This window comes from Oscillospiraceae bacterium (assembly GCA_015068645.1).
In the GTDB taxonomy this organism is placed as follows: Bacteria; Bacillota; Clostridia; order UMGS1840; family UMGS1840; genus SIG452.
Genome location: SVKD01000005.1, coordinates 32,104 through 52,151, shown reverse-complemented (window position 1 = coordinate 52,151; position 20,048 = coordinate 32,104). Strand labels below are relative to the sequence as shown.

17 protein-coding genes, 1 tRNA gene and 1 riboswitch are annotated in these 20,048 nt (G+C 39.7%); of the genes, 15 read left to right on the top strand and 3 right to left on the bottom strand.

Features of this window, described 5'->3' with window-relative positions; all coding sequences use genetic code 11:
* Nucleotides 1–97 precede the first annotated feature (97 nt).
* A complete protein-coding gene (gene glgB / locus E7413_03130; GenBank protein ID MBE7018855.1) occupies nucleotides 98–1,975 on the bottom strand; it encodes a 1,4-alpha-glucan branching protein GlgB in 1,878 nt (625 codons plus the stop codon).
* A 386-nt stretch (nucleotides 1,976–2,361) separates the two neighbouring features.
* Here glgB and E7413_03125 point away from each other — a divergent pair, with 386 nt between their 5' ends.
* Both E7413_03125 and E7413_03120 read left to right on the top strand, forming a co-directional pair.
* The gene (locus tag E7413_03125; GenBank protein ID MBE7018854.1) at nucleotides 2,362–4,197 is read left to right on the top strand and encodes a glycoside hydrolase family 13 protein; all 1,836 of its coding nucleotides are present in this window, start codon (nucleotides 2,362–2,364) and stop codon (nucleotides 4,195–4,197) included.
* A gap of 167 nt (nucleotides 4,198–4,364) precedes the next feature.
* Nucleotides 4,365–6,800, top strand: a complete 2,436-nt coding sequence (locus tag E7413_03120; protein ID MBE7018853.1) for a glycogen/starch/alpha-glucan phosphorylase — start codon at nucleotides 4,365–4,367, stop codon at nucleotides 6,798–6,800.
* A 60-nt stretch (nucleotides 6,801–6,860) separates the two neighbouring features.
* Here E7413_03120 and E7413_03115 read toward each other — a convergent pair whose 3' ends face one another.
* Nucleotides 6,861–7,427 (bottom strand): energy-coupled thiamine transporter ThiT, encoded by a 567-nt coding sequence (locus tag E7413_03115; protein ID MBE7018852.1) that lies wholly within the window; start codon nucleotides 7,425–7,427, stop codon nucleotides 6,861–6,863.
* 84 nt (nucleotides 7,428–7,511) lie between these two features.
* Nucleotides 7,512–7,621, bottom strand: a riboswitch (TPP riboswitch).
* 147 nt (nucleotides 7,622–7,768) lie between these two features.
* On the opposite strand from E7413_03115, the gene E7413_03110 reads away from it, so the two are divergent.
* The 12 genes from E7413_03110 to E7413_03055 all read left to right on the top strand — a co-directional run bounded on the left by E7413_03110 (nucleotide 7,769) and on the right by E7413_03055 (nucleotide 18,620).
* Nucleotides 7,769–8,245, top strand: coding sequence for a hypothetical protein (locus E7413_03110; GenBank protein MBE7018851.1), 477 nt, complete (start codon nucleotides 7,769–7,771; stop codon nucleotides 8,243–8,245).
* 23 nt (nucleotides 8,246–8,268) lie between these two features.
* Nucleotides 8,269–8,970: a uracil-DNA glycosylase gene (locus E7413_03105; GenBank protein ID MBE7018850.1), complete on the top strand. Its 702-nt coding sequence runs from the start codon at nucleotides 8,269–8,271 to the stop codon at nucleotides 8,968–8,970.
* 42 nt (nucleotides 8,971–9,012) lie between these two features.
* Nucleotides 9,013–9,723 carry an SDR family oxidoreductase gene (locus tag E7413_03100; GenBank protein ID MBE7018849.1) on the top strand — a complete coding sequence of 237 codons (711 nt, stop codon included), beginning with the start codon at nucleotides 9,013–9,015 and terminating at the stop codon, nucleotides 9,721–9,723.
* 137 nt (nucleotides 9,724–9,860) lie between these two features.
* Nucleotides 9,861–9,936 (top strand) — tRNA-Thr (locus tag E7413_03095).
* A 126-nt stretch (nucleotides 9,937–10,062) separates the two neighbouring features.
* Complete coding sequence (locus tag E7413_03090) at nucleotides 10,063–10,620, top strand: TIGR00730 family Rossman fold protein (GenBank protein MBE7018848.1); 558 nt, start codon at nucleotides 10,063–10,065, stop codon at nucleotides 10,618–10,620.
* 17 nt (nucleotides 10,621–10,637) lie between these two features.
* Nucleotides 10,638–11,162 carry a GNAT family N-acetyltransferase gene (locus E7413_03085; GenBank protein ID MBE7018847.1) on the top strand — a complete coding sequence of 175 codons (525 nt, stop codon included), beginning with the start codon at nucleotides 10,638–10,640 and terminating at the stop codon, nucleotides 11,160–11,162.
* A 24-nt stretch (nucleotides 11,163–11,186) separates the two neighbouring features.
* The gene (locus E7413_03080; protein ID MBE7018846.1) at nucleotides 11,187–11,636 is read left to right on the top strand and encodes a D-tyrosyl-tRNA(Tyr) deacylase; all 450 of its coding nucleotides are present in this window, start codon (nucleotides 11,187–11,189) and stop codon (nucleotides 11,634–11,636) included.
* A 21-nt stretch (nucleotides 11,637–11,657) separates the two neighbouring features.
* Nucleotides 11,658–12,533 carry a hypothetical protein gene (locus E7413_03075; protein MBE7018845.1) on the top strand — a complete coding sequence of 292 codons (876 nt, stop codon included), beginning with the start codon at nucleotides 11,658–11,660 and terminating at the stop codon, nucleotides 12,531–12,533.
* A gap of 126 nt (nucleotides 12,534–12,659) precedes the next feature.
* Nucleotides 12,660–13,352, top strand: a complete 693-nt coding sequence (locus E7413_03070) for a noncanonical pyrimidine nucleotidase, YjjG family (GenBank protein ID MBE7018844.1) — start codon at nucleotides 12,660–12,662, stop codon at nucleotides 13,350–13,352.
* A gap of 409 nt (nucleotides 13,353–13,761) precedes the next feature.
* Nucleotides 13,762–14,814 carry a phenylalanine--tRNA ligase subunit alpha gene (gene pheS, locus E7413_03065; protein MBE7018843.1) on the top strand — a complete coding sequence of 351 codons (1,053 nt, stop codon included), beginning with the start codon at nucleotides 13,762–13,764 and terminating at the stop codon, nucleotides 14,812–14,814.
* Nucleotides 14,815–14,831: 17 nt separating this feature from the next.
* Nucleotides 14,832–17,204, top strand: coding sequence for a phenylalanine--tRNA ligase subunit beta (gene pheT / locus E7413_03060; GenBank protein ID MBE7018842.1), 2,373 nt, complete (start codon nucleotides 14,832–14,834; stop codon nucleotides 17,202–17,204).
* A 51-nt stretch (nucleotides 17,205–17,255) separates the two neighbouring features.
* Nucleotides 17,256–18,620, top strand: a complete 1,365-nt coding sequence (locus E7413_03055; protein ID MBE7018841.1) for a hypothetical protein — start codon at nucleotides 17,256–17,258, stop codon at nucleotides 18,618–18,620.
* A 98-nt stretch (nucleotides 18,621–18,718) separates the two neighbouring features.
* Here the strand turns inward: E7413_03055 and E7413_03050 are convergent, their stop codons facing one another.
* Nucleotides 18,719–19,606, bottom strand: coding sequence for a LysR family transcriptional regulator (locus E7413_03050; GenBank protein MBE7018840.1), 888 nt, complete (start codon nucleotides 19,604–19,606; stop codon nucleotides 18,719–18,721).
* Nucleotides 19,607–19,721: 115 nt separating this feature from the next.
* Between E7413_03050 and E7413_03045 the strand changes: the two genes are divergently transcribed.
* Nucleotides 19,722–20,048 (top strand): hypothetical protein, encoded by a 327-nt coding sequence (locus E7413_03045; protein ID MBE7018839.1) that lies wholly within the window; start codon nucleotides 19,722–19,724, stop codon nucleotides 20,046–20,048.

Below are 20,048 nucleotides of genomic sequence, written 5' to 3'. Positions count from 1 at the left end.
CTTTCTTGTTCTGTTGCATTTTATATGCTGAAATTAAAATACTCTTTTGTCGGGAAGCAAAATTTCCTCCCTGATATTTATGCTTTTGTGATTTTATTTATGCTTTTTTTGTTTTCTTTGTTTTCTTTGGAGTTGCTTTTTTATAAAAGCATAACGCCGAGAACGGGGGAATGGTCAGTTCAACATATTGTTTCTGACCGTGCATTGCACCCGATTTTGACGTAAGTTTCTGGGCAGGTGTTCCGTTTCCGCCGAATTCTTCTTTGTCGGTGGAGAAAATTTCCACATAATTACCCCGGTTGGGGACTCCCAGTTTGTAATTTTCATAGCGGTTGGAAGAAAAATTAAACACGCTTAACAGTTTGTTTCCCTTTTTATCCATTCGCCAGAAGGCATACACATTGTTATCACAGTCATCGGCACTGGTCCATTGGAATCCTTCCCAGCTGTCGTCTCTCTCCCACAGGGTAGGTTCATTCCGATAAAAATGATTTAACGCTTTCACGAATTCCTGATGCTTTTTGTGTTCCGGATACTGAAGCAATTCCCAGGAAAGCTGGGCTTCTTCATTCCATTCATTTTGCTGAGCGATGTCAGCTCCCATAAAGGTCAGCTTTTTGCCGGGATGGGTAAACATATAAGTAAGATACGCTCGAAGATTTGCCAGTTTATCGTGAAAGTAACCGGGCATCTTGTTTAGCAGGGAACATTTTAAGTGCACCACCTCATCGTGAGATAAGGGAAGTACAAAGTTTTCTGAAAATGCGTAGGTTAAAGAAAAGGTCATATTGTTGTGAACGCCTTTTCTGAAAAACGGGTCAGTTGCCATGTAGCGAAGAGAATCGTTCATCCAACCCATATTCCATTTGTAGTTGAATCCCAATCCTCCGTCTTCCACAGGATAGGTAATCATGGGCCAGGCGGTGGATTCTTCGGCAATCATCATAATGCCGGGAAAATCGGAGAATACACGGGTGTTTAATTTCTTTAAAAATTCCACCGCTTCCAAATTGCCGTTTCCGCCATATTGATTCTGTTCCCATTCGCCGTCTTTTCTTCCGTAGTCTAAATATAGCATGGAGGCAACTGCATCCACTCGAAGACCGTCAATATGGTATTTATCCAGCCAGAAACAGGCATTGGAAATGAGAAACGAAATTACTTCGTTTTTGCCGTAGTCAAAGATACGGGTGCCCCAATCTTTATGTTCTCTTTTATATAAACTTTCGTATTCGTAACAAAAGCTTCCATCAAATTCATATAAACCTTGTGCATCTTTGGGGAAATGGGCAGGCACCCAATCCAAAATAACGCCAATGTCATTTTTATGACATTCGTCAATAAAATACATAAAATCTTTTGGTTCTCCGTAACGGGAGGTGGGTGCATAGTAGCCTGTTACCTGATAACCCCAGGATTTATCGTAGGGATATTCACTCATAGGCATCAGTTCAATATGGGTATATCCCATTTCTTTCACATAAGGAATCAGTTCCTCCGCCATTTTCCGATAGGAGAAATTATTGCCGTCGGCATACCGTTTCCAGGAGCCGAAATGCACCTCGTAAATATTCATGGCTTTTTGGTAGGGTGCTTCCCGTTTTGTCAGCCATTTTTTATCACTCCATCGGTATCCTGATAAATCATACACCTTAGATGCATCTCCGGGACGGGTTTCGGAATGGTATCCGTAAGGGTCTGCTTTTAGAAGTGTTTCTCCTGATTGTGTGATAATCACAAATTTATAAGCATCAAATTCACTTACATTTTCAATCACACATTCATAGATACCGCCGTCTGTAATTCGTTCGGCCTGATGTGCAGTGTAATCCCAATTACAAAAAGAACCTGTCACATAGACCGCCTTTGCTTTGGGTGCCCAGGTACGAAATACACACTTGTTACCTTGAAGGTGTGCTCCTAAAAATTCGTAGGCACGGCTGTTGGTCCCTTGGTGAAACAGGTATTCTGCCATATGGTTATTGGGTTTTTGCATAATGTTGTTGCCTCCTGATGTATGCTTCGAAAACACGACAAAATCGGCGGTTTTACTCCGCCGTTTTTATTTCTCGGTTATTCGGGGTTTGCCGAAAATAAAAAAGATCATTGTCGAATTGTATAACTTTGTTATATTATAACATAAACAGATTGAAAAATAAAGTGTTTTTTGTAAAAAATATATAAAAAATAGAAAGACTGTGTTTCTTTACAAAATTTGGAAAGTTTCCTTGGTAAATATCCATAAAAATATAGCCCAAACAAGACAAAATACTAACTGTTCTGTCAGTTGACAAACGGGTGAAAAAAGGGTATAATGTATTGGGTATTTCTATACCTTATATTTTGAAGGAGAAAAAGCAGTTGAACATTTATTTTAATTCCCGCGATATTCTCTGTAAAAATCCTTTCGGTGCCGTTCAGACGAACCGCGAGGTTTTGTTTCGTATTTTTGTTTTTAATGATATTTTTGTGGAAAAAGTTTCTCTGGTAACGTCCTGTGGAAATCAGTTTGATTTTTCTTATGCAGGATGCCGTGACAATTATAGTCAGTATGAGCTGAAGATTTCGTTTTCGGAAACAGAAGCAGTGTTTTACGAATTTCGGATTCAAACGGAACACGGCACCTTTATCGGCAGAAATCAGAATGGAAGACTGGTTTTGGACGAAACACTTCCGATGTTTCAGCAGACGGTGTATCAGAAAAGATTTACCACACCTGATTGGGCAAAAGGGAAGATTATGTATCAGATTTTTCCCGACCGCTTTAATCGGAGCGTCAAGGTGAAATTGCCTGCCACCAAAAATGAACGGATTTTTCACGAAAACTGGGATGAAACTCCCATTTTTTTACCCCAGCAGAATCCCTATCTTGCCAACGATTATTTTGGCGGAAACCTTCGGGGGATTACAGAGCGTCTGGATTATCTTAAAGAACTGGGCGTTGGGATTATTTATCTGAATCCCGTGTTTGAAAGTGGAGAAAATCACCGTTACAGCACAGCAGATTACAAAAAAATTGACCCTTATTTAGGAACAGAAAAAGATTTTACCGATTTTACCAAAGCGTGCAAAAAACGTGGAATCCGAGTAATCCTGGACGGTGTGTTCAGCCACACGGGAGCCGACAGCGTTTATTTTAATAAATTCGGACATTATGATTCTGTGGGAGCTTATCAAAGCACAGATTCGCCCTACTATCCCTGGTATTCCTTTCAAAAACATCCCGATACCTACGAAAGTTGGTGGGGATTTAAAAATTTGCCAAATGTTCGGGAAGATAATGAATGTTATCTGGATTTTATCACCAATCCCGAACACGGTGTGTTAAAATTCTGGAGTGATCGTGGGGTAGACGGATGGAGACTGGATGTGGCAGACGAATTGCCCGATGTGTTTATTGACCGTTTGAGAAAGACTGTAAAAGAAGTCAATCCCGACGGATTTATCATCGGAGAAGTGTGGGAGGATGCTTCCAACAAGGAAAGCTACGGTGTGAAACGCCGTTATCTTCTGGGAGACCAGTTGGACAGCGTAATGAATTATCCCTTCCGCACAGCCATCATTGATTATGTGAAGCATCACGATGCAAAGAAATTTGAAGATAGCGTGATGCCGATTTTAGAAAACTATCCTGAAGAAGTGTTACTGGTTCTGATGAATTCTCTGGGGACTCACGATACAAAGAGAATTCTGACAGAGCTTGGTGTATCAGAAGATATCCCGATGCAAGAGCAGGGGACCTACCGTATGGGCGAAGAAGCATACGAAGAATCAAAAAAACTTCTGAAGGTTGCTACGGTACTGCAGTTTACCTTGCCCGGTATTCCCTGTATTTATTATGGGGACGAAGTTGGGTTGCAAGGCTTTGCAGATCCTTATTGCAGAAGAACCTATCCCTACGGCAAAGAAGACACAGAACTTCTGGATTTTTTCAAAAAAATCACAAAATTTCACACTGATTATGAAGACGAATTTCAAACATCGTCCACCCAAATCACCCACAATGAGGACATTCTCTGCCTAAAACGCGGGAACCTTACAGTGCTTGTCAATGCCAAAGAGGAAACAGCACTTTGGAAAGAGGAAATTACGGGTGAATCGGTATTTTCACACCACGGGGTGTTGTATAACGAATACGGCGTTTTAATGCCACCAAAATCTTATATAATCTTCAAACATCTGAAGGAGGAGCAATAGATATGAGCACCAAAAAAGAAGAGACCAAAGTGACTGCAGTGAAAGAAACTGCAAAAAAAACAACCACCAAAACAACTACCAAAGCAACTTCCAAGGTAGCTGCTGAAAAGAAAGCGCCTGCAAAAAAAGCAGCACCGAAAAAAGAAACCACCACCGCTTCCAAAAAAATGACCAAAGCAGAATTAAAAGAAGCATTAATCAATAAGTTGGAAGGTGTAAGAAACGTATCCGTGGAAGATGCAACCGAACGTGATATGTATTTTGCATTGGGAAATCTGGTAATGGAACTCATCGGGAAAGAATGGGTAAAAACCAAAAAACATTATAAAGAAAATAATGTAAAGCAGATTTACTATTTTTCTTTGGAATTCTTAATGGGGAAGGCACTCCGTAAGGATTTGAGAAGATTAAATATCTTAGATGATATGACTGCAATCTTAAAAGAAATGGGCTTTGATATCACCAGAGTTACCCATATTGAACCTGATGCAGGGTTAGGCAACGGTGGCTTGGGAAGACTGGCTGCTTGTTTCCTGGATTCTCTGGCAGCTTGCGGTTATGCAGGTCACGGGAACGGTATCCGTTACAGACACGGTCTGTTCAAACAGAAAATCGTGGACGGTTATCAGGTGGAAGAATCCGATAACTGGCTGAATACCGAAAACTTATACGAAGCACGCCGTTCTTCCAAATCCGTGGAAGTAAAATTCTACGGTGACGTGGTATGTGAAGAACGAAACGGAAAATGTTACTATTCTCAGGTGAACTACGATCCCGTTATGGCGGTACCTTATGATACTCCTATGATTGGTTACGAAAATAATATTGTAAATACCCTGCGTCTTTGGAGTGCAGAACCGAAAGAAGATGAATTTGATTTTTCCAAATTCTCCCGTGGGGAATACTCCAGCGCAGTGGAATATCGTCAGTCTGTTCGTGCAATTTCTGACGTGTTATATCCTGACGATTCCAACTATTCCAATAAATTACTCCGTTTAAAACAGCAGTATTTCTTTGTGTCTGCAGGGTTAACCTCTATTTTGAGAGACTATGTGGCATTAGGAAACGACATCTGGAAATTAGACCAGTATGTTGGTGTGCATATCAACGATACTCATCCCGCGCTTTGTGTGCCCGAATTGATGAGATTGTTGGTGGACGAATACGAAGTACCGTGGGAAGATGCCTGGGGCATCACCACCAGAACCCTGTCCTATACCAACCACACCATTATGCCCGAAGCTTTAGAAAAATGGCCCATCCATATGTATCGTGAGCTTCTGCCCAGAATCTTTATGATTACCGAGGAAATCAACCGTCGTCTGTGCGAAGAACTCTATCAGATTTATCCCGGTGACACCGGCAAGGTTTCTTATATGGCAATCATTCAGAATGATGTGGTAAATATGGCGAATATGTGTATCGCAGGTAGCCATAGCGTCAACGGTGTTGCAGCAGTTCACTCTCAGATTTTAAAAGACGAACTGTTCCACGATTATTATATGACCACTCCTGAAAAATTCAATAACAAAACCAACGGTATTACCCATAGAAGATGGCTGGTAGATTCCAACCCCGAATTAACCGAGTTAATCACCAAAAATATTGGTAAAGACTTTATCAAAAAACCGCTCCAGTTATCAAAAATCGTGGAAAAAGGATTGCATAACGATTCTGCATTCTTAGAAGAACTTGGCAAAATCAAATACCGCAACAAAATTAAATTGGCGAACTTCATTAAAGATAAACAGGGTTTCCTACTGAATCCCGACACGCTCTTTGACGTGCAGGTAAAACGTATTCACGCATACAAACGTCAGCTCTTAAAAGCGTTCCAGATTCTGGATATGTATTTTGACATCAAAGATAATCCCACCAAAGTACGTCAGCCGATGACCTTCTTATTCGGTGGTAAAGCGGCTCCCGGTTATGCTTATGCAAAATTGGTAATCAAGTTTATCAACTCTGTTGCTAATTTGGTAAACAATGACCCCGATACCAAGGATATTATCACTGTTCTGTTCTTGGAAAACTACAATGTTTCCTTTGCACAGCATATTTTCCCTGCATCTGACTTATCCGAACAGATTTCCACCGCATCCAAAGAAGCCAGCGGTACCGGTAATATGAAATTTATGTTAAACGGTGCTTTAACTATGGGTACGATGGACGGTGCAAACATTGAAATTGCGGAAGCAGTAGGGGATGCAAACATCTTCACTTTCGGTATGTCTGTAAGCGAAGTGTTAAATCACTACAGAGACGGTGATTATCATAGCAGAAACATTTATGAATCTGATTACAAACTCCGCCGTATCTTAGACACTTTAAAAGGCGATTTCTTCAAAGATGCCCATCCCGGTGAATTTATGCCCATCTTTGATTCTTTGATTCATCAGAACGACGAGTATTTTGTATTGGCAGACTTTGCTTCTTACAAAGAAACTATGGAGCGTGCAATGGATTTATACCGCACCAATCAGCAAAAATGGCTGTCGATGTCTGCATATAATATTGCGATGGCAGGCAGATTCTCTTCTGACGAAACCATCCGCAACTATGCAAACGAAATCTGGTTCTTAAAAGAAAACAAAATCAAGTAAAAAAATAGGGTTTATGAAAAAAATAACCGCACAATTTGTGCGGTTATTTTTTACGGTATTCTAATTTTTTGAAATTTGATTTTTAAAGAATCCCATTTTGAAAATCAAAGCAGTTACAATGGTAGTGATGATAATTTCAGGAATCATATAGGTACCGTTATAAATGAGAGAATAGGAAAGTACGCTTTGTCCCTCTTCTGCATACACACCCCAGATTAAAATGCCCGAAAGAATATGGCACACATAGCGAAGGGTAGTGACAATGGCTGCAGACACGGGAATTGCCCATTCTTTTTTTCCGAACAGTTTGTAGAAAAATCCCGAAAGTCCCAAAACGCCAAATGCAATGATATAATCCAATAATACCACCAGCACAAAATATCCGAAGGTCTGTGTCGGTGGGGGATAAAATCCGAAGAGCATCTGAATGATAGCATAGGCAACAGAGGCGCATAATCCCCATTTTGTGCCGAATAAAATCCCTGCAATTACAATGGGAACCATAGATGCTATGGTGATGCTTCCGCCCTGCAGCCAGGGAGCAGGAATCAGTTTGGAAACCCACATCAGCACTGTTGCTAAAGCAATCAGCAGGGCACAGGTGGTTAGTTTTTTGGTTGTTGACATGTTTTTTATTACTCCTTTCAATTTTCAGAAAAGAATAATACCAAAATAATAAAAATGTCCGAATCAAAAAATGATTCGGACAAAAAGAAAACACGTTATTTTCCCTACGTTGGCATTATCCAAATCAGGTTACGGGTCAAAGTGCAACACACTTACTCTCAGCCGACTTATGGTCAGCCCCCCAAATTTTTAATTGTTTGATATTTCGAAATACAATTGCATTATAACTCCAAAGGGATTGTTTGTCAAGACTTTTTATTGAAAAATCGACTTGCTTTTTTTATTTTGATGTGTTACAATAATAGGAGTATATCAAAAAGCAAATTGCGAGGAATTAGTTTATGGAAATGGATAGTTTTAAAAAATCATTAAAAATGGGTCTTTTATCCGGTGCCTGCAGTTATCTCTTATATGTGGTATTTGTGCTATGTATCGGTTATATTACCAAATGGCACAGCTTTTGGGTGATTACCGGTGAAAGTGCTGTGCTTAGATTTCAACCTCATAATATTATTTCCTGGGAAATATCAACAATTGTGGGCTTGGTTTTAGCATCCCTGGTTCCCGTGTTTTTAATGCGATATGAAAAAGTGAAATATGCTTTTGCCTATATTGGCATCAGTTTGATTGCCTGCGTATGGTTGTATGGCACAACGTTGGGAGCATATTATATGATTGGGGATATGATGAAAACCGTTTTGCATTGTCCCTTTGCTACCTTTGACAGTGTGTACTACTTCATTTTTGTATTCTTATTAGGTTCGGTTATCGGAACGGTGGCATCCTTTGTTATGAACTTCATGAGAAACAGAGACTGATCCAAAAATCGGAGGATTGTTATATGGTGAAATTTGGTAATGATTGGGATATTGCGTTAAAAGGGGAATTCGGGAAACCATACTATTTAAAACTTCGTTCTTTTTTAGTGGAAGAATACTCTAATCACGTGATTTATCCTGATATGTATGATATTTTTAATAGCTTGAAGCTGACCGCATATTCTCAGGTAAAGGCTGTGATTATCGGTCAGGATCCTTATCACGGCAAGGGGCAGGCGCACGGATTGTCCTTTTCTGTGAAAAAAGGAGTTGATATTCCGCCATCCTTAATGAATATCTATAAAGAGTTGCATAATGATTTAGGCTGTAAAATTCCCAAAAACGGTTTTTTGGAAAAATGGGCAAAACAGGGGGTTCTGCTTTTGAACAATGTGCTGACCGTTCGTGAAAATCAGCCTAATTCTCATAAAGGTTGCGGTTGGGAAGAGTTCACTGACCAGGTCATCCGCATATTGAACGACAGAGAAAAACCTGTGGTGTTTATTCTGTGGGGAGCCAATGCCAAGGCAAAGGAAAAACTGATCACTGCACCGCAGCATTTGATCTTAAAAGCGGCGCATCCAAGCCCTTTGTCTGCGTATAATGGTTTTTGGGACTGCAAACACTTTTCTAAAACTAATCAGTTTTTAAAAATGACGGGTCAGACTCCCATTGATTGGCAGATTGAAGACGAAGCGGATAGTTTACCCGAATTGTTAATATAATATGGAATAATACCATCCAAAAGAGTGCAAGAGGTGAATCCAATGTTTGATTTTCAAAATAAGGTGGCAGTTGTAACAGGTGGCGCACAAGGAATTGGCAAGCATATTGCAGATGAATTTTCAAGATGTGGTGCCACGGTATGTGTTATCGACCTTCAAGATAACGAATATTTTCAAGGCGATCTTGCCAATCAACAAACATTGGAAGTTTTTTGTGAAAAAGTAATTAGAGATTTTGGCAAAGTGGATTTTCTGATCAATAATGCAGCACCAAAAATGTGTGGTGTTGGGGACGGAAGCTACGAAGAGTTTGAATATGCTCTGAAGGTTGGGGTAACGGCACCTTTTTATTTGGCAAAACTGTTTGCACCTTATTTTACAAAAGGAGCCAGCATTGTCAATATTTCGTCATCTCGTGACAGAATGAGTCAACCTCAAACAGAAAGCTACACGGCGGCAAAAGGTGGAATCTCTGCTCTGACACATGCACTTGCTGTCAGCTTTTCGGGGAAAGTTCGAGTAAATTCTGTTTCACCGGGGTGGATTGATACTGTTGGAACTTGTTATACAGGCTCTGATGCTATTCAACAACCTGCAGGCAGAGTAGGGAATCCATCTGATATTGCCAATATGGTATTGTATCTGTGTTCGGATTGTGCAGGATTTATCACCGGTGAAAATATTTGTATCGACGGAGGAATGACCAAACAGATGATTTATCATGGAGATTTTGGCTGGTGTCTTGATAAATAAGGTTAAAATACGTCATATTACGCGTTTTTTAACACTGTTTTTCGATAAAATACAAACAAATTAAAAAAAAATAAAAAAAATTGAAAAAATGTATTGACAAATGAAAAGTTATTTGCTATAATATCACTCGTTGGTTGGCTGCCGTAGCTCAGTAGGTAGAGCGCATCCTTGGTAAGGATGAGGTCATGGGTTCAACTCCCATCGGGAGCTCCAAAAAGTCCTCACACGAAAGTGTGGGGACTTTTACTTTTTACAGAAAAGTTTTTGCAACATCTTGCAATTCGCTGCATAAAATGGTATAATAAAAGCATGGAAACATGATTATTGGAGGAGTCAAAAATGTCTAAACAGTTTTTTGTATGTTTATATGGCGGTGCATCCGACAATATCTCGGATGTTCATAAGGATGCTGTAAAAGAATTGTGTGGAAATTTAGCAAAACAGGGTTTTTCTCTGGTATATGGTGCAGGTGCAACCGGTTGTATGGGTGCGGCTGCAAGAGGTTTTCGTGAAAACGGCGGCTATATCATGGGTGTAACACCTCGCTTTATGGGCGATTTTGAAGATATTTTTGACTGTGATAATACCATCAAGGTAGACACTATGGCAGAACGAAAAACATTGATGGAAAAGCACGCAGATTTATATCTGATTGCACCCGGCGGTATTGGCACGATGGATGAATTTTTCCAGATTATAACCCTAAAATATTTAGAACAGATGGAAACACCCATTGTGATTTTAAATTTAGATGGCTTTTATGATAGTCTTCTGGCACTGATGGATAGCTTGATTGCTCAAAAAGCAGCAGGAGAAAAAATCCGCACTTTATATCACGTTGTTACCGATATTGAAGACGAAAACTTACAGTCTATGTTAGCAGAAATCAAAAAGTAAACAAGGAATTATAAACAATGTTACAATTTCGCAAAGCAGAAGAAAAAGATATTGAAAGAATTTGGCAAATTTATTTAGAAAATCATATTGAGGAAGAAGAGGGCAGGGCTGTTATCGGTTGGAATCGCAATATTTATCCCGTAAAAGCTACTGCAGAGGCGGCACTTTTGCGACATGATTTATTCGTTTTGGAAGACGAATCGGGAGTAATGGGAACGGCGGTTATCAATCAGGAACAAATGGATGTGTATCCCGTAGGTAATTGGCAGTATGATGCCGCTGACGAAGAAATTATGGTGCTTCATACGTTGGTTATCTCCACAAAGGCTGCTCGAAAAGGCTATGCTAAAAAATTTGTAGAATTTTATGAGCAGTATGCGAAAAAACAAGGATGCCCTTATCTTCGGATGGATACCAACGAGCGAAATGTTCGTGCCAGAACGATGTATGAAAAATTAGGATACAAAGAAATCGGAATCGTTCCCTGTGTGTTTCATTCTATGACGGGCATCAATATGGTTCTTTTGGAAAAGAAAGTATAATACAGAAAAAAGGATACCAAAAAAATGAAAATAGTCATTCAAAGAGTTTTGGAAGCAAGTGTTAAAATTGACGGAACCGTTCACGGGCAAATCGGCAAAGGATATCTGCTTCTCATCGGTATTTCTAATGAAGATACCAAACAAATTGCAGATAAAATGCTGGAGAAAATATCAAAACTCCGCATTTTTGAAGATGAAAACGGCAAAACAAATTTAAGCATTGCAGATGTTGGCGGTGAGGTACTTGCAGTTTCTCAATTCACCTTGTATGCCGACTGTAAAAAAGGAAACCGCCCCAGCTTTATTAACGCTGGAAAACCTGATATGGCAGAAGAACTGTATCTTTATATGCTGGATAAATGCCGTGAACTGTTTGGCAAAGTAGAGTGCGGACGGTTTGGTGCAGATATGAAGGTTTCATTAGTCAATGACGGCCCGTTTACCATTGTACTGGATAGTAAGGAAATCTTATAGAAGGTTGAGGGTATATATGCAGTGAATCCGTATTTTTTAATTATCATTGCCGACATCTTCCTGGCTGCAAGTTTTGTGTTCCAAAAGAACTATCAAAAAGCAGCAGGAACCGCTGTAAAATCTGGGCTGGTATACAACTTATTGATGGGCGTTTTTTGTGCGGTGATGTTTTTTTGCATCAATGGATGCCGTGTAAGCTTAACGCCTTATTCCGTTATGATGGCTGCTTTTTCAACCATTACAGGGATGCTCTATGTTTTTATCGGCTTTAAAATTATGGAAATGGGCAGTATGTCATTATATACCTTCTTTTTAATGTCGGGAGGTATGGTTCTTCCGTACATATTCGGCGTGCTGTTTTTAAATGAACAATTAACATTCCTTCGCACCCTTGGTCTTGTGGCAATTGTTGTATCAATTGCGATTTCCAACACCGGAGTGACCAAGCCGGAAAAGAAACAAATCTTTTTGTGCGTTTTAGTTTTTGTGCTCAATGGCCTTTGCAGCATTATCAGTAAGCTGCATCAGATTAGTCCGGCGAGTGAGTTGATCACTTCTTCCGATTATGCTTTCCTTGTAGTGTGTTGGAAGATTGTGATTTGTGCGATAGCATTGTTGATTTATCGAGGAAAGGATTCCAAGGAAGCTTCTGTAACAATTTCCTGGAAGTCAGCAATTTGGATTGTATTTTTTGCAGCTGTTTCAGATGGACTTTCCTATATGTTACAATTGGTTGGTGCTTCAACAATTCCCGCAACTGTTCTGTTTCCGATGGTGACAGGGGGTTCTGTGATTTTAACCTCTCTTGCCGCTGTATTGGTATTTCGTGAAAAGTTTTCCGTAAGACAAGTGATTGGGGTTGTGATTTGCGTTTTCGGTACCTTGTTGTTTTTATAAGGATCCAACGCAGAACTTTTATGAGTGAGCTGATTATTCTATAAGGTGTAGCTATGGTATGAAACGGTGCTGACAACAAAACATACCATATTGATCTAAAAAATATTATCAGGGACAAGATTTACGATGAAAAAGAAATTCTTATTATTTGATGTAGACAGAACTTTACTGGATTTTGACCGTTCTGAGGCAGAGGCAATTAAAAACACCCTCCGTCATTTTGGCTTGCCCGTAACCGATGAAATCTGCAACCGTTATCCCGTCATTAACGAAATGCTTTGGGAAGAATTTGAAAGAGGAACTATTGAAAAGGCAACCATTTTATACCGTCGATTTGATATTTTGTTTTCGGAATTTGGTATCAGCTTTGATTCTAAAGAATTTGATGCTTATTACCGCACCGATTTATCCAAACACGCTTTTTTGATAGATGGTGCTAAGGAACTTTTGTTATCGCTGAAGGAGAAAGGTTATCAGATTCATTATGTCACCAACGGTACCGCAGGAGTGCAGTATCCCAGATTGAAAAATTCGGGACTGGATTCTTTGGCTGACGGCATTTTTCTCTCGGAAGAAATCGGATACCAAAAGCCCGAAAAAGCATTTTTTGATGCTGTATTCCCAAACATTCCGGACTTTACATTAGAAGAAGCCATCATCATTGGTGATTCTCTTTCTTCCGATATGAAAGGCGGAGAAAATGTGGGTTTGGACACGATGTGGTATAATCCAAAAAAAGTGCCAAACAGATTGAACCTTCCTGTTACATATGAAGTATCTGATTTTTCTGAGATTGAAACAATTTTGGATAAACTCTAATGGAAAAAGTCCCGAAAAGAAAATGTCTTTCGGGACTTGACTTTTTTAAAAAGAACTGTTATACTATTATGGTATGCAAGGAAGATGTGTCAGTAGTCTGTATCCGATTCTTAAAAGAGAGGGGAGCCATTGGCTGGAAGCTCCCAAGATAGGATACAAGATGAATTTCAGCATTGGAGTATTTGGCGAAGTTTCTTGTTTAAGATTATAAGTCAGGTGTTGTATCTCACGCCAAAAGATACTAAAAAGTGCAGTTTTTTTGAATCATATCAAAAGAATCTGAAATTGGGTGGTACCGCGGGTTTGCAGCTCGTCCCTTTGTGGTGACGGAGCTGTTTTTTTATTGCCCTTGTCCCCTTAAAAAATTTGTTTTAAAATTAGCATAAGATATAGAAAGGATTTGAAAACTATGGCTGATAAAACCGTAGCATTAAAAGAAAGCTTTTCTTTGGCACTGCAAGGTGTTACCAATATGGAAGAGCTTGAAAAAGTAAGAGTTGAATACTTAGGCAAAAAAGGTCTCGTTACCGAGCTTATGCAGGAAATGAAATCTTTAAGTCCCGAAGAAAAGAAAACATTCGGTCAGGCAGTAAACGTTTTAAAAAACGAAGTAAACGATGCCATTACCCAAAAAAGAGAAGAATTAAAACAAAAGGAAATCGAACTGGAAAACAGTCGTATGCCTTTGTTTGATTTGTCTATGCCTCCCGTGTTGGACAGAGGTTCTTATCATCCGATTACATTGGTACAGCGTCAATGTGAAGAAGTATTTCGTTCCATGGGCTTTGCCATTGAGGATTACAGTGAAATCGTAACCGACTACGAATGCTTTGAAGCATTAAACATTCCCAAAAATCACCCCGCAAGAGATATGCAGGATACTTACTATTTAGATAACGGTCAGTTGTTAAAATCCCATACCTCTGCGGCACAGAATGCCATTTATAAAAAATATAAGGATGCCCTCATCAATGAAGGAAAACCCATCAAAGCGATTTTCCCCGGCAGATGTTTTAGAAATGAAGCAACCGATGCCTGCCACGAAAACACCTTCTTCCAGATGGAAGGGGTAATGGTGGATAAAAACATCTCCATTTCCAACCTGATTTTCTTTATGAAAACCATGCTTTCCGAAGTGTTCCAAAAGGATATTAAGGTTCGTCTGCGTCCCGGTTTCTTCCCCTTTGTGGAACCCGGTTTTGAATTGGATATCAGCTGCCTGATTTGCGGTGGGGAAGGTTGTCCTTCCTGTAAGCATAGCGGATGGCTGGAATTATGCCCCTGCGGTATGATTCATCCCGAAGTGTTAAAAGCAGGCGGTATTGACCCCGAAGAATACACCGGTTTTGCATTTGGCTTAGGCTTAACCCGTCTTGCTATGATGAAATACGGCGTAAAAGACATTCGTGATTTAAACAGCGGCAGCTTAAAAGCACTGTCTCAGTTTACTGACGATAAATAAGAAAGGGGAGCGAAGAAATGATTTTATCAATGAACTGGATTTCGGACTTTGTTGACTTGTCCGGACTGGATAAATTAGACTTAATTGCAAAATTTTCTTTATCCACTGCCGAAGTGGAAAATGATATCTATCAGAAAGGCTCCGACCTTTCCGGGATTGTGGTTGCGGAAATTAAATCTGTGGAAGACCATCCCGAATCCAAGAAACTGCACTTATTAAAAGTGGATATCGGTGAAAGTGAATTGGTTGACGTGGTTTGCGGTGCTCCCAACGTAAGAGTGGGAATGAAAACCGCATTCGCAAAATTGGGTGCACAAATTGGCGATATCACCATCACCCCCAGAAAACTGGCAGGCTACACCTCCAACGGTATGTGCTGCTCTGAAAAAGAGCTTGGTTTAAGCGACGAAAATGCAGGTATTATGGATATTACCGAAGATGTGGCATTGGGTACCGACTTAAAAGAATTATATCAGATTGACGATATTATCTTCGAAGTGGATAACAAATCCTTAACCAACCGTCCCGACTTATGGGGTCACTATGGTATCGCCCGTGAATTTGCGGCAATTGCAGGCAGAGAATTAAAACCCCTGCCCGTAGCGGATTTGGAAGCTTACAACAATTTGCCCAAAGTGGATTTAAAAATTGAAGATCCCTTATGTCAGAGATATTCCTGCTTACAGTTTGGTAACATCACCAAGCACGTAAGCCCCATGAATATGAGAATCCGTCTGTTCTACTGTGGAATGAGAGGACTTAACTTCTTAGCAGACTTAACCAACTATTTAATGCTGGAAATGGGTCAGCCGATGCACGCTTTTGACTCTCGTAAAGTAGAAAAAATCCGTATCAAACGTTTTGATAACCCCTTTAAATTCCAGACTTTAGATGGCGTGGAAAGAGATATCGACGAAGATACCTTAATGATTTGTAATGATAACACTCCCGTTGCAATCGCAGGGATTATGGGTGGCTTGGATTCTGAAATTGTGGAATCCACTTCCACTTTAACTTTGGAATCTGCAACCTTTGATGCAACCTCCATCCGTAAATCAACCGTTCGTCTGGCGCACCGTACGGATGCTTCCATGCGTTACGAAAAATGCTTGGACCCCGAAATGACTACCGTTGCAATCGCTCGTTTCGTAAAACTTTTAACTGAAATTGACCCCTCTGCAACTGTGGTTTCTTCTTTAACTGATGAATATCCCTATCATTATGACACCATCAGCTTAAGCTTTGAAAAAGCATTTGTGGATAAATACACCGGTATCAATATTGATAACGCTACCATCGAAAAAACATTAAAAGCTTTGGGCTTTGGCGTAACCGTAAACGGCGATACCTTCGGCGTAACAGTTCCGTCCTGGCGTGCAACCAAAGACGTCACTATGAAAGCGGACATCATCGAAGAAATCACCCGTATCTACGGTTACGATAACTTTGATATCAACACCGCTGCAGTGCCCTTGTATCCCGTAAGAGCAGCACAGGAAAAGAGCGATGAAGACAGAATCAAAGATATTCTGGTAAAACGTTATTCCATGCACGAACTTCATTCTTATGTGTGGGCATATTATGATGAATATAAAGCACTGGGCTTGGAAGTGGAAGACAATATCAACTTAGTAAGCTCTGTAAACCCCAACATCAAAACCATCCGTAAATCTATCGTTCCCACTCAGCTTTGTCAGGTGAAATCCAACACCGCTTATGCTCCTGATTTTAAAGTGTTTGAAATCGGCAGAGTGGTGGAAGGGTTAAAAGACGACGGTCTTTGCAATGAAAGAAAGAAACTTGCAATCACTCTGTATTCCAAAACCAAGGAAATGGAAGCTCTGTATTTTGAACTCCGCGATATTTTAGCGGTAGTTGCAGACGACTTAAAACACGAAGCTCTGACATTTAAAACCAAGGAAGCAACTCATTCCTATCAGCATCCCAAGAACTTAAATGCTATCATTTGCAGTGGCAAAGAACTGGGTGAAATCGGTATTGTAAATCCCGTTGTTTCCAAGGAAATTGATAAAAAAGCAAACATCGTGTATGCAGAAATTGATGTGACCGATTTTGCAGATATCAAAAACAAAAGCATCGCTTATCAGGAAGCTTCCAGATTCCCGGAAATTGAAATTGATTTATCTTTCGTTTCTGAAACCTATCAGCCTATTGCAGATGCCATCGCAAATGCAAACTGCCCGTTGATTAAAAACGTAAAAGTGGTTGGTACCTACACCGACGATACAGGAAAATCCATTACCTTACGAATTTTATTCTCCCATCCTGAACGTACTTTAACAAAAGAGGAAGTATTGCAGGTTGTAAACGGTATTGTTGCAGAATTGGATGCCAAAGAAATCAAGCTGAAAAACGGCTTACCCATGTAGTTTTCATAAGTCTTTTATGAAGAAAACTTTAGAAATGAAAGGATGAACTGAATGAAAGTATTAAAGCGGTTAAGCTTCACATTGGCAATTGTTTTCACTGCCATGATTTTATTCACTATGAGCGCCTTTGCATTAACTGAGGGTGACTGGGAGTTTAAATTGCTGGATAACAAGGTTAAAATCACTGATTATATCGGAGAAGGCGGAGACGTAATCGTTCCGGAAACTTTATATGGTTTTCCTGTTACCGAAATGCAAAGCTGGACATATTTATTAAGCCATGAAGATATTACCTCTATCACTTTTCCGACCAGTTTGGAAACAATTCCTGCTCAGGTATGTTGTTCTGTAAATGAGCGATTGACAACAGTATCTTTTCCTGATACCTTAAAAAAAATCGATAGTGTTGCCTTTGAAGGATGCAGACAGCTTACCAATGTCTATCTTCCTGATTCTTTGGAAGAGATTGGTGACAGTGCTTTTGCTATATGTCCGAAAATCACATCTGTTAATTTCCCCAAAAATTTAAGAATCCTCGGGGATGGCGTTTTTGCAGATTCAGGCTTAACAGAAGTCGATGTTCCGTATATCGAACAAATAGGAGAAAGCCTTTTTGCCGGTTGTGAAAATCTTGAAAAAGCAACCCTTGCCGTTGGTTACACAGAAATACCAAATGAAACCTTTGTTAGATGTTACGGATTGAAGGAGGTTGTTATCCCGGAAACCGTAACGGATATCGGTTCGGAAGCCTTTAAAGATTGTACCTCTTTAAAGCAGATTATATTACCTGTCGGATTGAAATCGATTGGTAGCGATGCGTTTCGGGATTGTGACAGTTTAACAGAGGTTGTAATACCTTATGGTGTGGAAAGCATTGGATATGCCTTCAGAGATTGCGATAATTTAAAAAGTCTTTATATTCCCGATACAGTAACCTCTATCAGTCCCAGTATTTTAGGTGGTTCGGACAACTGTATCATCTATTGCAGTGCCGGTTCCGTTGCAGAGGAAGTTTGTAAAAAGAATGAAATTTCTTATATCACAGATGAATCGGTAAACAGTGTGATAACCGTTCTCTATAACGGTACCAGAATTTCTTTCCATTCCTACGGTCAGAATCCTGAGTTGTTGGAAAGCCGTACATTAGTTCCGTTGCGTTCCATTTTTGAAGCAATGGGTGCGGATGTAGAGTGGGATCAGTCCACCAGTACAGCCATTGCAAAGCGTGACGGCGTTGAAATTAAAATCCAAATCGGCGCAAACGAAATGTATAAAGACGGAAAGAGTATCCCTGTAGATGTTCCTGCAAGGTTGTTAAATGACAGAACTATGGTTCCTGTGCGTGTGATAGCTGAGTCTTTTGGCGCTAATGTAGAGTGGAACCAAAATGGCAGAACAGTTTTAATTACGGAATAAACTTATTGATAAAAAACAGCAAATATCAGTTCTTTGATATTTGCTGTTTTTTTCTATGGTATAGCGAATTCTTATTTCTGTAGGGTGATACTTTTCTGTTAGAAATCAATTTGATATTCCCGATTGATCATGGTTATTAGTTCTTTTGCGGGTAGGGGAAGAGAATGTCCTTTCTTTTGAATTAAGGTGACTTCTCTTTTGGAGATAGGTGTTTTCAGTGGGATTTCCCGAACGCCGTCTTCTGATGTCAAAAAACGTCTCGGCACAAATCCGATTCCTAAATCATATTTTACCAAGGGAACAATTTGGTCAGCGGTTGCCGCTTCAATATCGGGAGCAAAACTGCAACTATGTTTCAAACATTCTTCCACGTAAAAATCATAGGTTGACGTTCCGGTCCCCAACGAAATAATGGGATATTGCATCAGTTCGGACAAGGATAAGTTTTCTTTGACTTCAAAACCGATACTGCAGATGGGAACCTCTTGCAGGGTCAGTAATTTTTTTGCTGTTAATTTGCCGTGAATCTCGGCAGGGGTTGTTAATACAGCAAAATCAACCAGTTGATTGTCAATCATTTTCAGTGCCTGAGGGGTGGAAACATTTAAAATTTTAATTTTGATACCCGGATATAATTGGTGATAACGGCGTAGAATTGGCAATAAGCAACACCGCAGTGCGATTTCGGTTGCACCGATGGAAACCATGCCACTATCCAAGCTGTGTTTGGCGGATATTGCTTCTTCACCTGCCTGAATATGCTCAAATGCAATGGCGATATGTTCATAAAGTTCTTTGCCGTCTTCTGTTAAGCGGACACCTTTGTTGGAGCGCTCAAACAAAGTGCAGCCAAGTTCATTTTCCAGTGTTTTGATTGCTCTAGTTAAGTTCGGTTGATTACTGAACATTACTTCCGCCGCACGTGTAAAGCTTTTATATTTGGCAACATTGTAAAAAATCCGATAGTGATCATAGCTGATATTCATAAAAATCCTCCATATCAAAACGATATATCTTATATAGTTAATATGTATTTTACATATACTTCGATATGTAGTATAATACAAACAGTGAATGAAGTCAATATCGGAGGAATGGAAAATGGAAATTTCTTTTATTACAGAATTAATGGAAGCAGTTACAATTCTTTGTTTCGGGCTATCGTGGCCGATTTCGATTCACAAGTCTTATATTTCTAAAACCGCAAAAGGGAAAAGTTTGTTCTTTGAGGTGTTTTTGCTGATTGGTTATGCATTTGGAATTTTCCGTAAAATTTTGCAACTGACTCAGTTAGGTTGTAGCGGAGGAATTTTTTATTTAAGTTTCTTTTTCTATATTTTGAATTTTTTGGAAATTTCTATTGATGTGGCACTCTATTTTAGAAACTGTAAATACGACAGAATGCCAAAAGTCGCTGTATCACAATAA